The sequence below is a fragment of the Bartonella sp. CL434QHHD genome, from assembly GCF_042195145.1.
Taxonomy (GTDB): domain Bacteria; phylum Pseudomonadota; class Alphaproteobacteria; order Rhizobiales; family Rhizobiaceae; genus Bartonella.
This window is the reverse complement of record NZ_JBHINT010000042.1, coordinates 107,927-121,512: the sequence shown is the minus strand read 5'-3', so window position 1 is coordinate 121,512 and position 13,586 is coordinate 107,927. Positions and strand designations below refer to the sequence as shown.

Genomic DNA, 13,586 nt, shown 5'->3' with positions numbered 1-13,586 from the left:
ATAGAGAATCTTGAGGTGGCGGTAACGCATTATTGCAAAGACAAACCCTGGCTAGGGTTTGGTCATCCGATTATGCAACGGGATGTCTGGGTTGATTTCTTTTTTTTTACGCTTTCAGGCGCCTATGCGCCCCTTCAGTTCGCTTGCGCGATCTATTTCGGACAATACAGGACAGCAACCCAATGTCGATTTTCTAATTGCAAGCATCATGAGCAAACATCGGGCTGCTCCTGAGCTGGGATTGTTGGCTTTTTTCGTTTGTCGTATGCCGATACTTCTCGCGCACTATCAAGCGCGGTTTAGCACTCATTCCTTCAGTTTATCATCAAAGGATTTAAGAGAAAAATATAAAAAGGTCTCCCAATTATGGCTATAAAGCATCACACCGAGCCAAATTTCTTGGGTATATGTCAGAGTATTACCTTAACCGCACCGATGCGTGCTTGCGGGCAAATCGATATTTCTCACTGGAATTTAGCCCATAACTATTTGAAACAGGGCTTGTTACTCGAAGCCTTGCATCAGTTTTCAGTTCGATTCGCCACCGTGGTGGCTAAAAACTCGGATCTCACTTATCGCTATCTCCCTGTTATGGTTGAACAGTTTTTCTCTACCACCCATTTTGATAGCGATCGGTTATGCGTTGAAGGACATATTGAACGCATTAATGAGGCCTACCGTATTCACTGTAAGGCTAGCACATATGACAATGGAAAGGCCGTTATTGCGCAGGCAATCATCATGGTCAGTAAGGTCTGCTTCTTTAGCTCGTGTTCTGAGAAAGCCGCTCTTCCATTACTAGGCGATTTATGTAAGATTTCCTCCGTAACCGGAGATTCTTGTACTTTTTCCTTTAATGCGCATCACCCGCTTTTTGAGGAACATTTCCCCTCCCGCGCCGTATGTCCTGGTTCACTATGATTGAGATGGTTCTGGCTTTAGCCACGCAGGGTAGGACAAAAAATATCGCATCTGTTGCGCTGAAAAAAGTAAAGTTCATTGAAGCAGTTTATCCGGGAGATACCTATCAGTTGACCATTAAACAGGATACAGAGTATGAACCGGGTGGCGTTTTTTATATTCATACGGAAACTAAAAAACGAAGCACTTGCGGTAAGTTTTCTATCAAATATAAAAAGGAGGATGCGCCATGTTTAACATAATAATCTCTTTTATTCCGTGGAGTATTTACTCCTGGGTTATCAATGGAAACTTTTTAACTCTGGTCGAACGCTCTCTCATCTTAACTGTGATTTCATTGTTCATTATTGCTGTGAATATTAAAATTGTCCGGCAGGGAGAACCCGTGATGATTACTAACATTCTGACAGTTATTGTCCTGTTTGTTAATTATTTCGCTGGATGGTCTACACTTTTACTGAACTACCCCACAGTTTTTTGCTATCTGTCACTTGCTCTGGTTTCATTGATTAGCTTGCTGGTAAAGAAACCCTTTACCATTTTTTATGCCAGTGCTGGTGTTTCTGAAGAAAAACGCAAACATATCCTATTTTATCTCATCAATAAATATATTACATGGATTTGGGTAATCATCTTTTTTGCCAATGGCCTTCTAGTGGCTTTTTTTACATGGACCCCGCAGATTTGGTTGGTCACTATGGGTTTAATTTGTACTGGTATTCTTTTTTCTAAATATCTTCCTAACATCATGCAATATTTTTATCGCATCAAACATCATGGAGCATAATATGTCATTGTTTAACATTCTGACCGGAACCCCTTTATGGGCTTGGATTTTGCTTATTTTTCTCATTGCGAGGGGAATAATCGCATTGAAAGATAGGGAAACGAAGGTTTACCGCCTTTTTCTCTTGCCGTTAGTCTTTCTTTTTTTGGGCGCAAGCGATGTGATTAACCAGCTGGCTTTCCCACGCTGGGGAGCAATCGCAATGTTGGCAGGGCTGATGATCGGCTTTGGCGTTGGCTGGTTGCTCTGGCGTGCTACTGCGCGTTTAAAAATCAAAGAGGGAACGGATTTCATTATTCTGCCTGGTACGCCGTTGACGCTGACATTTATTCTTATCGCTTTTGTCATCAAATTCACATTGATTGTTTTTCTCAAGGTTGTACCTGATTTGAAATATGCATTTGATTTTAACCTTCTTTTTGGTCTTTTAAGTGGGTTTACTGGTGGTGTGTTGTGGGGCGGCACATTAAATTTATATATAGCATTTCGAAAGAATCCAAATTAGTTCCTATATCCTTAGCTGTTGATGCTTCTGTCAAGTATTATGATACAGAAGCGTCCGCTATTTTACGTTGAAACTGCGGCTGCTATACGACTAAGTGGCCTTACGCCTGAGTATGCAAGAGCGGCAGAGTTTGTACAGTCTACGCCATAATATGTGGAGCACTCTTGCGGGAATGAGTGCATTATTATTGCGATATACATGTAACCCTCTAGCTAATATTATATTAGTAAGGCTGTTTTTTGAAGCCGCTTGTAATTACGGTGTGTTTTTAAAGAGAACGTTCGAACCGATGTATCGCTTGCAGTACCATTTCTCTTTATAAGACTATTATCATTTCTTTTAGAAATCTGCACTTCTCACCTTTTTTGCGTATGATCGATAACGTAGTTAAGATCCTTGAGATAGTGAATTTTTATCTCTTTTGCTAAAAATGCCCAAACCATCTTATTTAGTCGAGACTTTGTTTAAGAAGGGATCTTCTAAATTTATTTTTTCAATAGGATATAAATTTCTCGTTTTGGGTGCGCGGTAAACTTATAGCAGCAATAAGCTTAGGTTTATTGGTTCTAAGCGTGGAGGGAGTTGAGCTATCCAATGCAAAAGAATAAATTGCACTTTTGTCTGACTTTGTGAACACACACTATTTTCTGGACTAATCGAGGAAATAGAACATTCATGTGTTTGAGAGGATTAGACAATGAGTTGTAAACAATTAGAGCAAGAAATAGCCACAGTAAAGTATACGTCAATGTAGGAGCCCAAAGCCTTATGGCACACTTATTTCAGTGACGATTATTTAGGACAAACGCATCATGTGCTTGTGGTGCCAAAAGGCTATCAATGAGGGCAAGATTTACAAAAGCTTGAAAGTTATTGCCAAGCATATTACCGGCATCAATTGGAATAGCCATTTGTTTTTTGGCCTTGTAAGGCGGGGATGAGAGGATGACAGGGGACAAGAAAGGTGCTTAAACAAGCGATAAAACCAATACGCGGCGCTATATATAGACGTAAAACCGAAGAAGGTTTAAAGCAAGAGTTTAACTAACGGGACGACAAAAAGAAGCAGACGAAAGCTTTGTTAAAGCTTACCGTCATGAAGGTTGGAAATTAATACCAACGTTGCTGATAATGTAAAAATCATGCCGCAATATATTTAAGGAGCGAGTGCAAGAGATTAATACATTCCTATGGCAGATTGTAAAAGCATGGTTTATACATGAGCCTAATTATATGATTGATAAGGCAATACAAATCACTCAGGGACAAAATGATAAGAGCTATATTTTATTATGAATCTGACACACAGTATAAAACCTATAAAGGCAAAGCGTTTTATGGCATGGGAAGGATTTTCAGCCTACTGGTGGGCGTTTGAGGGTGTTTTTATTTTACCTTCCGTAAAAGGTATTTTAGCAAATCTTGCTTGTGCGGACAAGGGAAAACTAGAAGTGGATGCTGACATAATCCCTTGTGAAATGGTTTTTATTGCGTCGAAATACATGATGAAGAAATTTATGTTTTCGTTGGCAGTGATAGTACTTGGATGTGCTTGTGCCAATTGATAAGCTTATTGATAATATTTGTAAGTGCCATAATAGCACACAAGAAAAAATATAAAATCGCTGTCTTTATTATGCCAAACAGCGGCTAATTTAGAGCGCGAAATTATTGCTTTTGCAAAGTAAATCAAAGAAAAGCAAAATGATCAAAATGTGGTAATGCGAATTTATTTAGCTGACTTGCGTAAGCAAAAAGAAATAAAACAAGCACAAGAAACTTTAAAAAATAAAGAGAACAGCTTATACGACATTTTTCATGAAAGTAAATTTGCAGAGGATATAGAAATAAATAGGATAAAAGGAATTGCGACGTACAAAAGAAATATTCATAGACATATTTTATACTAAGCGTAACGGAGAAGCGCAAAGATGAGTATAATAGCGGGTGAAGATAAAATAGAGGGCATGAGTCAAAGCCCTATTAATCCAGACATAGAAAAGTTAAAAGCAGTCTTTCCGCAATGTTTTGCTGAGGGAAAGCTGGATATAGATCAGCTTCTTAATCTATGCGGCGAATATATTGATAATGATTTTGAGAAGTTCAAATTTGAATGGAAGGGCAAAGGAGCAAGTTTAAAGCTTGCGCAAAAGCCTTCACTTGCGACATTGCGCCCGAAGCGCGAGGAGAGCGTAAACTTTGATAATACACATAATCTTTATATTAAGGGCGATAATCTTGAAGTGTTAAAACTTATCCAGCGGGCTTATTTTGGCCAAGTGAAGATGATCTATATAGACCCGCCCTATAATACGGGTAATGATTTTATCTATGATGATGATTTTAAAGACCCATTGGCGCGATATAAGGAAGTGACGAGCCAAACGACAAAATCGAACCCTGAGACAATGGGGCGGTTTCACACGGCTTGGCTCAATATGATTTATCCGCGCTTGCGTTTGGCACAGACCTTATTGCGTGACGATGGGGTGATTTTTATCTCAATAGATGATCATGAAGTTCATAATTTGCGCAAAGTATGTGATGAAGTGTTTGGCGAAGAGAATTTTGTTGCGCAGCTGGTGTGGAGGAAACGCACTGGTGCTAATGATGCGCAAAACAATGTAAGTACAGACCATGATTACATTTTGTGTTATAGTCGCAGGCACACTGTTTTTAGTGGAGTACAAAAGAGTTTTGCAAATTATACCAACCCCGATAATGACCCGCGCGGGCCTTGGATGGCTGATAATTTGACATGCAATAAAACAGCATCAGAGCGGCCAAATCTTAATTACCCGATTACTGATCCACAAACGGGTGTAGTTTACCAGTGTAATCCCAATCGTGTATGGGCTTATGAAAAAGGACGAATGGCAAACATCATCAAAGAAGGCAAGGTGATCTTCCCAAAAAACGGACAAGGTACGCCTACTTATAAACGTCATCAAACAGAAGTTAAATCTCAAACTAAACCATTTAGTACAATGCTTGAAACAGATATGAATTTTATAGCGACCAAACAATTACGAGAACTTTTAGGCGGCCAATTTTTTGATCATCCCAAGGGTGTGAGTCTTATAAAGCAATTGATTGAACAGACGACCAGTGACAACGACATCATTTTCGATTTTTTTGCTGGTTCTAGTACAACGGCGCATGCAGTGATGGCTTTGAATGCTGAAGATGGTGGTAATCGCAAATTCATCATGGTGCAATTGCCTGAATTATGTGATGAAAAGAGCGAAGCCTATAAAACTGGTTATAAAACTATCTGCGATATAGGTATTGAACGTATTCGCCGCGCTGGTGCACAAATCAAGCAAAAGCATGAAGCAGAACTCACAAGTGAGCAGCCTCTAGACACCGGATTTCGCGTTCTAGAGCTCGATAGTTCCAACTTTTCCATATGGGACGATAGCCCGATTGATCCGAATGCACTTGATGTTAAAGAACAATTGCAAATGCGCTTGGATCATATTTTGCAGGGGGTGAATCCCGAGCGCTCTCATCAAGATATTATCTTCGAAATCATACTTAAATATGGTTGGCCACTGGATTTAAAAATTTACCCTTTACCAATCAATGGCAAAAAATTCTATTATATAGGCGAGAGCGAAGGCGATGTCTTGGTAATTATAGCCATAGACCCGCCCTTTGAACCCGAAGATGCGGAAGAGATGATAAAGTATTTGCCCGTAAAAATCGTAGCGCTTGATGCGGCCTTTAAAAGTGATGAGGCGCTTATTAATTGCGACTTTATCTTTAAAGACAATGAAGTAAGTTTTGATAAAATTTAAACTATAGAGAGACGATTGGGGCGGCGATATGAAACTTAAATTTAAACAACAAGAATTTCAAAATGATGCGGTTAAAAGCGTCATTGATTTATTTAAAGGCCAACCACGACGGAATTCTTCTATTTTCTTGCATTCAGAACAAGGACAATTAGCGTTAAATGAATTTGGTTATGGTAATCAATTATTGATCAGTGATGAAAGCATATTAGCAAATTTACAAGAGGTGCAACAGAACAATAAACTCTTGGCGAGTAAGACGCTAGAGCAAAAGCAGTTTTCTATTGAGATGGAAACGGGAACAGGCAAAACTTATGTCTATAGCAAGACGATTTTTGAGTTAAATCAACGCTATGGCTTTACCAAATTTATTATCGTCGTACCAAGTGTTGCTATTCGCGAAGGGGTGTATAAATCACTTCAGGTAACAAGGGAGCATTTTCAAGCAGAGTTTGATAATCTGCCCTATCGTTATTTTATTTATAATTCAAAAGATCTTTCGCAAATTCGCCAATTTGCAAGCTCTACCAATATTGAAATTATGATTATCAATATTGATGCATTTAAAAAAGCAGAAAATATTATCAACCTTCCGCAAGATAGACTGAATGGCGAAAGTGCTATGCGCTATATCCAAGATACAAATCCGATTGTGATCATAGATGAACCGCAATCGGTGGATAATACAGCAAAAGCGAAGGAGGCTATTGCGAGCCTTAATCCGCTTTGTGTTTTCCGCTATAGTGCCACGCATAAAGATGAGATTAATCTTTTATATCGTTTAACACCTGTTGATGCTTATAAAAAAGGACTGGTAAAGCAAATTTGTGTTTCTTCTAATCAGATAGAGCAAAATTTTAACCGTCCCTATATTGCCTTGAAATCCGTATCTCACAAACATGGCTTTAAGGCGCGCTTAGAGTTGGATATTGCGGGAAAGAATGGCACTGTGAGCCGCAAAACAGTTACAGTGAGACAAGGCGATGATCTGTATCGCGTTACGGGCGGGCGTGAGCTTTATAGGGGTTATATTGTTTCGGGTATCAATTGCATGGCGGGGGATGAAGCTGTTGAGTTTTCTGATACTGAAATTGTCAAATTTGGCCACGCCCTTGGTGATGTGAATACAATAGAGCTTAAACGCGCGCAAATTTATCGCACTATAGAAACACATTTAGATAAAGAATTGCGGCTTGCGCCTTTAGGGATTAAAGTTTTATCACTTTTTTTTATTGATGAGGTGGCTAAATATCGTAGCTCTGATGAAGAGCCAGCACTTTATGAGCGTATGTTTGAAGAATGTTATGAAGAGCTGTTGGCGAAAAAGAAATATGCCTCCTTGCGAACTAAGTTTGCACAAAATGTTCGAAACGTGCACGGCGGTTATTTCTCGCAAGACAAAAAAGGCGTCTATAAGGATACAAAGGGCGACAGCCAAGCTGATGATGACACTTATAACACGATTATGCGTGATAAGGAGTGGTTATTATCTTTTGCATGCCCCTTGCGTTTTATCTTTTCGCATTCGGCCTTGAGAGAAGGCTGGGATAATCCGAATGTGTTTCAAGTGTGTATGTTGATTGAGCAAAAATCGAATTTTACCGTACGGCAAAAGATTGGTCGCGGTTTGCGCTTGTGCGTAAACCAACACGGTGAACAGGTAGAAGATAAAGATATAAATGTGCTGCATGTCATGGTGAATGAAAGCTTTGCTGAGTTTGTGAGTACATTGCAAAAAGAATTAGAGGCGGATATTGGTTATAAACTTGGTACATTGCAGATGGAGCATTTGGTTGGCCGTATTTATGAAGATGTAAAATATGTGGCCGCTAAAGTGGAAGTATCGCAAGCACAAAAAATTGTTAAAATACTTGTTGCAAAAGATTTTATTGATGAGGCAGGTGTCGTTAAAGTAGATCAAGATTTAGTAGCGAGCGAATTTGATGCTATAGGGGCGGAGGAAATGCCACGCGAATTGCGTCAAGAAATTGTGAAAAAAACTGATGCGGGCGCGCTTATTAATGTTGAGACGCTGCAAGATCTGATTTATATGACAACTGTGACAGAAACAAAAATTCTGTCTTCGCAAGAGGCTGCTGATATATTGGTTGAGTTGCGTGAAAAAGCCTTGCTTACATCAGCAGGAAAAATCACAGATACATTAAAAGCGCAATGGGCGACTGGGACGTTAGATTTAAGTGAACGTTTTAGTAAAGGGCAGAAGCAGGCTGTGCTGCAGGCGCTAGAAGCGAGCCAAGCCATGCCGATTATTCGTAATGCTACGCGCGAGGTGCGGGTTAAGCTTAAAAAGCAAACAGTGGCTTCACCAGAGTTTTTGGCCTTGTGGGAAAAGATCAATAAAAAGACCACTTATCGTGCAAAGCTTGATCGCACAGAGTTTGTTGCCAAAGCAGTGGATGCAGTGGAAAAAATGGCGCCAGTTGCGCCCGCGCATTTGGTTTATCAGACAGCAGAGATAGAACTGGATAGTGCTGGTGTGACCTATGAAGAGCAGTTATTAAAGCAGAGTGCGCTTGATTATAGTTTTTGTGCACTGCCGAACATTGTACATTATTTGACCTTAAAGCTGAAATTAACCACAAAGACAATTATTGGTATTTTGACCAAGAGTGGCCGTGAGCATGAGTTTGTAAAAAATCCACAAGCTTTTTTAGAGCGCATAGAAGAAATACTCAATAAAACCCATGTTAATCTTACAATTGATGGCATTAAATATTTAAAGCTGGTCGGGCAAGAATATAGTGTGCAAGAGCTTTTTACCAGTGAAGAGCTTGTGGCAAATTTAGAGCGTACAGCTGTTGTGAGTGAGAAGAGTGTGTATGATCATGTGGTTTATGAAAGCAGTGTGGAGAAAGAGTTTGCACAAAGTCTTGAAAATGATCCTGAAGTCAGATTGTTTTTTAAACTACCAAGAAGTTTTAAAATAGCCACTCCCATTGGTTCTTATACGCCTGATTGGGCAGTTTTTTTAGAGCGAGATGGCGAACAAAAGCTTTACTTTGTGCTGGAGACAAAAGGGGCAAATAGCGAGTTTGATTTGCGACTTAAAGAAATACTGAAGATTAAATGCGGCAAAGCGCATTTTGCTGCACTGCAAACGAGCGTTGCGTTTAACGACCAGCCGGTGATAAATTGGCGTGAATATAAGCGTACTTTGCCCGAAGGGGCGCATGAGTTTCCAAGTGCTGCGGTGGTTGTTACAGAATGATTGGAGCATGAAATACTTAAGGGGGAGGGGAGAAAAGATTTTTATATCAAAATAATAAATTGATAAAAGGTAGTTATAATGTACACTTCATGTTGAATTTAATTGTTTTCATTTAATACAGGAGGTAAAGTTATGAAAACTAAAGATATGTATAAACCCCTGAAAAAAAATTAAACGGGTTGATGTTGCTGCGCTCAAAGCCCGAGCAAGTGAGCAGAAAATGGCTGCTTGAGGCGCTTCTATGAATTGAAGTTTTAAAATATATAAAGCTGGCGGCAAAAAAGCTGCCAGCTTTATAGCTTTTGGATATATTAATGACGATAGATTATGAAGTTAAAAAGTTGCTCTATGGCTGTGGGGCAATGAGCGGGGTTCGGCTGATTACAGGTTCCTTCCATGCTTTTTTTTTCTTGTCTATGGGCGTTAGTATAGCACAGTTAGCCTTATTACAAATTGTATTTAGCGCGGCTATTTGTATTTTTGAAGTGCCTTGTGGGATTTTAGGAGATAAAATTGGCGTTAAAAAAAATGTTATCTTATCATGTTTCTTTTTTTCGCTCTTCTTCTTTTTATGTATTTACGCGCCTAATCTTTCTGTCTTAATTCCGGCAGAAATTATATATGCTTTAGGCTTTGCTTTATGTTCTGGCGCTGATAGCACATGGATTAAAGGCTTAATCGATAGCGGTGGTTACAAAGGTAGTTTGGTCTACCACCAAGTAAACGCCTATAAGCGGGAACTAACGGCATTCATGAATACGGTTGCTGGTGCTCTAGGTGTTCTTATTGTTTTGTGTATGGATAATTATCAGTCGGCATATTATTTTTGTTCTTTCGGGTTTCTCGTGCTTGTATTCTTGTTTAGTCGGGTGACGGGGATAGGTATTGCATCCGCTTCGGATAGTCAGTCAATAAAATCGGGTTCTTTGTTGCATGCAACAGAAGCTTTTACTTATTTAGTTACCTCAAAAATCGGGTTATATTATATATTGATATGTGGTTTTATTGTTGCTGCATTGCAGCCAATATTTCATTTTTGGCAACCTTTTATTTTGGGACAAACAGGAGTATTAGACAATGCAACAGGAAAGACTAAAATTCTTATTCTTGGCCTGTGCTTTGTGTCTTATACTCTCGTAAAATACTTATTTAATCGCTTTGTAATTAAATATCTTATGCAAAAATATGCTCCTATGGCGATAACTTTGTGCTCACTCGTCCTAAGTGCTGTTGTTATGCTTGCTCTGCTTCTCGTTGCAAACAGTTGGGCTCCTATTATTTTATTCACCGTATTTCACAGTTTTTTTTCTGTTCCTATGACGCAGTTTGAAGCAGAGTTTTTTAAACATATTCAACAAAAGAATGCAAATACGGTTTTATCCATGGTTAGTTTTCTTGCGCGTATTTTTGGTATTTTAGCGCTTGTGCTGATTGGTTGGTTGGCAAATAATGTTTGTATAGAAGCAGCTTTTTGTTTTGCCTTGGTTTGTATATGTTTAATTATCCCGCTTAATTTGGCTTGGCTTTATACTGATAAAAAGTTAATAAAAGACGAGGAGGTTTGAAAGTGAAGATACAGTTGAACAGGGACTTGCCTGTGACTTACATAAAGACACAGGAAAAAATAGTGTGTGGGTCATCTTATATGGATTGAGTCGAAATTAATAGCTGTCCATCGTTTTTAGTAGAGATGCTTACCGATTTGAATACATCAAATGATTGTGCGGCTATTAGCCAGAAATATCGCGAACGAGCATATCAAGAGGATATGATATTGATGTGTTGTTAAATGAATACTTCAGATTGGATTCGGAGGTGGACAAAATTATTATTTTTGGAGAGGGCAATCATTCATATGAAGTCTCTATAGTTTTGTGATGTGGACATGGTGCGTATAGTTATAGAATGCTCTCCTAGTGAGTGCTAGATGGTGCTTTTGCGTCCGTAAAATATTGTGCGTTGGTTGTTGAAATAAAGTTTCATAATTTTAGATCGTAAAGCGGTGGGGCATCGAGGTGCCTTATGTATCATAAATGCTCTTTTTTAATTGGTGTATAGGCACAATGGATTGTAAAAATGCTAATGCCTGTGTTTTTTGACAACTTGGTCGGCTTTGTTTTTTTACGTATGTAAGCAGCGAGTAAGCAAAGGTTAGCACAGGTGTATTACTTGCAGTACCAAAAAGTTTGATTAAAAATACTAAAAATGGATATACAAGACGAACAAACGGCTCGCTGAGGATCTTTTATCAATGACTGTAGTTGCTTGGGGGCATAGTATTGTACAAAAAAACGCATGGCATAAAGTCCAAAAAACCAATAAAGGTGCATTGCGCTTCTTTTTTAAGAACTGGGCATCTCCTCTTACCTTAATGCGTTCTCATTATGCATCCTTTACACAAGACTTGCGATGGAAAGACTTTACGGAAAAAATCAATGTGTTTTGTTTAAAAGATCCGAGCTTAATATGCCCTTCAATATGGAAAGATATTTCACAATGTTTGTTGTGATGAAGCAATTGCTCTCTCTTGGCATGCCACTGGCTATAGGGTTTATCTCTCAGATGATGATTTCCTTCACAGATGCAGCGCTTGTAGCGCATTTAGGCGTGCAAGCCTTGAGTGGTACAATGTTAGCTCTGAGTATATTTAGTTTTGTTATGTTGTTTGGGCTAGGTATTATTACCGCGGTTGCACCAAAACTTGCGGAAAGTTTTCGCAGACAAGATAGATATGCATTAAAGGCATGGTTTGATCAAGGAATATGGCTTTCCCTTGTGATTGGAATGATGAGTGCAATCATTTTACTCAATACGAGGAATATTTTGTGTCTTCTCGGCCAAGATGAGACAATTGCCAATATAGCACAGGAATATAATAGTGGCGCTGCTATAGGAGTGGTGTTTTTTTATCTTTATGTGAATAGCCGAGGATTGCTGTCAGTAATTGGTAATCCACAGCCCTTAACTTGGGTTATGCTTGCGGCTATCATCGTGAACTTTTTTATCTCTTGGCTGCTTATTTTTGGTATAGGTTCTGCAAGCGGATTAGGTGTCTTTGGTGCAGGAATTGCGAGCAGTTTGATCCGTATTTTAATTGTTATTGCAGCAGCAATAATTTTGTCCCGCAATTCTGCTTTTCATTCTTTTCGCTTTAATTATTTGAGACCAAAGTTAGAGATTTCACGATAATAAAATTGCTGCGAGTAGGGCTACCTATTGGTATACGTATTCTTATTGCGGAGGGCTTTCCTTCGGTTATTGCATTCATGATTACGGCTTATGGGATCGAATCTTTGGCCGCACATACGATAGGGATGCGACTCGATATGCTTATTTCTGTGGTGGCTTTGGGGATTTCCAGCGCAGCCGCGACAATAGCAGCGTGGTATAGAGCAGATAGGAATAATATGGCTCTAAAACAGCTGCGTATGAGTGTCACAGTTTTTGCTGTAGCTTATGTCTTATTTTTATCAGTGGTTGTTTATCTCTCTTATGAATTTATCCTTACAACCATCTTTAATATTTCTGAAGACAGCGTTGTTGTTTTCTCTTGGAAGTTGCTTCCGTTCATCTTATTGTCTTTTGCTTTTGGCACTTTAGGAGCTATGCTCAATGGCATACTTGTGGGTTTGCTTGATACGTTTTGGTCAACAATTGTTGTAGCAATAAGTTATTGGGGGTTAGGCCTATTTGGGGGAGCGCTAATGGCAAATTTTTTTGAATATGACTTTATTGGCTATTGGCTTGGCATGATTGGTGCAAGCTTAATCGTTTCTCTCTTTAATTATATGCGCGTGGGTTATTTAATAAAATGCAATCCTATGTTTGGGGCAGAGTGAGTGTTATAAAAGCGCTTGTAAAGCACTAGCTGTGAAGGCTTAGCTACTCACCATCCATAGAGGCTGTTTTTACTTCTATGGAGATAACAATATAGGTTACAAAACTTGCTTAATATTGAAAAGAAGTGTCTTTGATTGTAGCCTCAATATTATTTGTTGAGTTTTTAAAATAATATGGGTTTATTAAAATCATTCGGCTACAATTTAAGAGTAAGTTCGGTAGATTGGAAGAGTTTAATACCTTAAAAAATGACGAGAAAAAACGTGCTTATATTCATACGCCGTTGAGGAGGCATTTAAAAAAGTTGTTGTTTTTATAAGTCATTACCATTGTGATGCTAAAACGCATGCATTTGTCAAAACAATCGCAGACGCTAACGATGTTATTCTTGCAAGCCCTGTTTATCACGGGTCTTATTCAGGGGGATTGAAGAATGCTCTTGATAATTTAGAGTATAATGCTTTTGGGATAAAGTTTTTGGTCATCTCTCTCATGACAATATAACCC

Annotated in this window: 13 protein-coding genes; all 13 read left to right on the top strand. The window is 38.9% G+C overall.

Annotation, left to right across the window (positions count from 1 at the left end):
• Positions 1–82: 82 nt before the first annotated feature.
• The 13 genes from ACFILN_RS07700 (at position 83) to ACFILN_RS07640 (ending at position 13,583) form a co-directional block, all read left to right on the top strand.
• The gene (locus tag ACFILN_RS07700) at positions 83–376 is read left to right on the top strand and encodes a hypothetical protein (protein ID WP_375630989.1); all 294 of its coding nucleotides are present in this window, start codon (positions 83–85) and stop codon (positions 374–376) included.
• A 170-nt stretch (positions 377–546) separates the two neighbouring features.
• Positions 547–921, top strand: coding sequence for a hypothetical protein (locus ACFILN_RS07695; protein WP_375671217.1), 375 nt, complete (start codon positions 547–549; stop codon positions 919–921).
• A gap of 5 nt (positions 922–926) precedes the next feature.
• Positions 927–1,163, top strand: coding sequence for a hypothetical protein (locus ACFILN_RS07690; protein ID WP_375671215.1), 237 nt, complete (start codon positions 927–929; stop codon positions 1,161–1,163).
• Positions 1,151–1,708, top strand: coding sequence for a hypothetical protein (locus ACFILN_RS07685; RefSeq protein ID WP_375637529.1), 558 nt, complete (start codon positions 1,151–1,153; stop codon positions 1,706–1,708). Before ACFILN_RS07690 ends, ACFILN_RS07685 begins: the two co-directional genes overlap by 13 nt.
• A 1-nt stretch (position 1,709) precedes the next feature.
• Entirely contained in the window at positions 1,710–2,213 is a 504-nt protein-coding gene (locus tag ACFILN_RS07680) for a DUF6622 family protein (RefSeq protein ID WP_074380593.1), read from the top strand.
• Positions 2,214–3,025: 812 nt separating this feature from the next.
• On the top strand, positions 3,026–3,154 hold the full coding sequence (locus tag ACFILN_RS07675; protein ID WP_375630993.1) for a DUF2924 domain-containing protein: 129 nt from the start codon (positions 3,026–3,028) through the stop codon (positions 3,152–3,154).
• Between the two features lie 351 nt (positions 3,155–3,505).
• Positions 3,506–3,778, top strand: a complete 273-nt coding sequence (locus tag ACFILN_RS07670) for a hypothetical protein (protein WP_375671213.1) — start codon at positions 3,506–3,508, stop codon at positions 3,776–3,778.
• A 366-nt stretch (positions 3,779–4,144) separates the two neighbouring features.
• Positions 4,145–6,013, top strand: a complete 1,869-nt coding sequence (locus tag ACFILN_RS07665; protein ID WP_375654420.1) for a site-specific DNA-methyltransferase — start codon at positions 4,145–4,147, stop codon at positions 6,011–6,013.
• 28 nt (positions 6,014–6,041) lie between these two features.
• Positions 6,042–9,239 carry a DEAD/DEAH box helicase family protein gene (locus tag ACFILN_RS07660; protein WP_375630996.1) on the top strand — a complete coding sequence of 1,066 codons (3,198 nt, stop codon included), beginning with the start codon at positions 6,042–6,044 and terminating at the stop codon, positions 9,237–9,239.
• 314 nt (positions 9,240–9,553) lie between these two features.
• The gene (locus ACFILN_RS07655; protein ID WP_375671211.1) at positions 9,554–10,804 is read left to right on the top strand and encodes an MFS transporter; all 1,251 of its coding nucleotides are present in this window, start codon (positions 9,554–9,556) and stop codon (positions 10,802–10,804) included.
• Positions 10,805–11,735: 931 nt separating this feature from the next.
• On the top strand, positions 11,736–12,428 hold the full coding sequence (locus tag ACFILN_RS07650; protein WP_375671209.1) for an MATE family efflux transporter: 693 nt from the start codon (positions 11,736–11,738) through the stop codon (positions 12,426–12,428).
• Between the two features lie 5 nt (positions 12,429–12,433).
• Positions 12,434–13,078, top strand: a complete 645-nt coding sequence (locus ACFILN_RS07645; RefSeq protein ID WP_375671207.1) for an MATE family efflux transporter — start codon at positions 12,434–12,436, stop codon at positions 13,076–13,078.
• 316 nt (positions 13,079–13,394) lie between these two features.
• Complete coding sequence (locus ACFILN_RS07640; protein ID WP_375612108.1) at positions 13,395–13,583, top strand: NADPH-dependent FMN reductase; 189 nt, start codon at positions 13,395–13,397, stop codon at positions 13,581–13,583.
• The last annotated feature ends 3 nt before the right edge of the window (positions 13,584–13,586 follow it).

Bases quoted from the DNA above. Each gene is read 5' to 3' on its own strand.
- ACFILN_RS07700 (WP_375630989.1), top strand. From the start codon at position 83: ATGTCTGGGTTGATTTCTTTTTTTTTACGCTTTCAGGCGCCTATGCGC.
- ACFILN_RS07690 (WP_375671215.1), top strand. From the start codon at position 927: ATGGTTCTGGCTTTAGCCACGCAGGGTAGGACAAAAAATATCGCATCT.
- ACFILN_RS07685 (WP_375637529.1), top strand. From the start codon at position 1,151: ATGTTTAACATAATAATCTCTTTTATTCCGTGGAGTATTTACTCCTGG.
- ACFILN_RS07680 (WP_074380593.1), top strand. From the start codon at position 1,710: ATGTCATTGTTTAACATTCTGACCGGAACCCCTTTATGGGCTTGGATT.
- ACFILN_RS07675 (WP_375630993.1), top strand. From the start codon at position 3,026: ATGTGCTTGTGGTGCCAAAAGGCTATCAATGAGGGCAAGATTTACAAA.
- ACFILN_RS07670 (WP_375671213.1), top strand. From the start codon at position 3,506: ATGAATCTGACACACAGTATAAAACCTATAAAGGCAAAGCGTTTTATG.
- ACFILN_RS07665 (WP_375654420.1), top strand. From the start codon at position 4,145: ATGAGTATAATAGCGGGTGAAGATAAAATAGAGGGCATGAGTCAAAGC.
- ACFILN_RS07660 (WP_375630996.1), top strand. From the start codon at position 6,042: ATGAAACTTAAATTTAAACAACAAGAATTTCAAAATGATGCGGTTAAA.
- ACFILN_RS07655 (WP_375671211.1), top strand. From the start codon at position 9,554: ATGACGATAGATTATGAAGTTAAAAAGTTGCTCTATGGCTGTGGGGCA.
- ACFILN_RS07650 (WP_375671209.1), top strand. From the start codon at position 11,736: ATGTTTGTTGTGATGAAGCAATTGCTCTCTCTTGGCATGCCACTGGCT.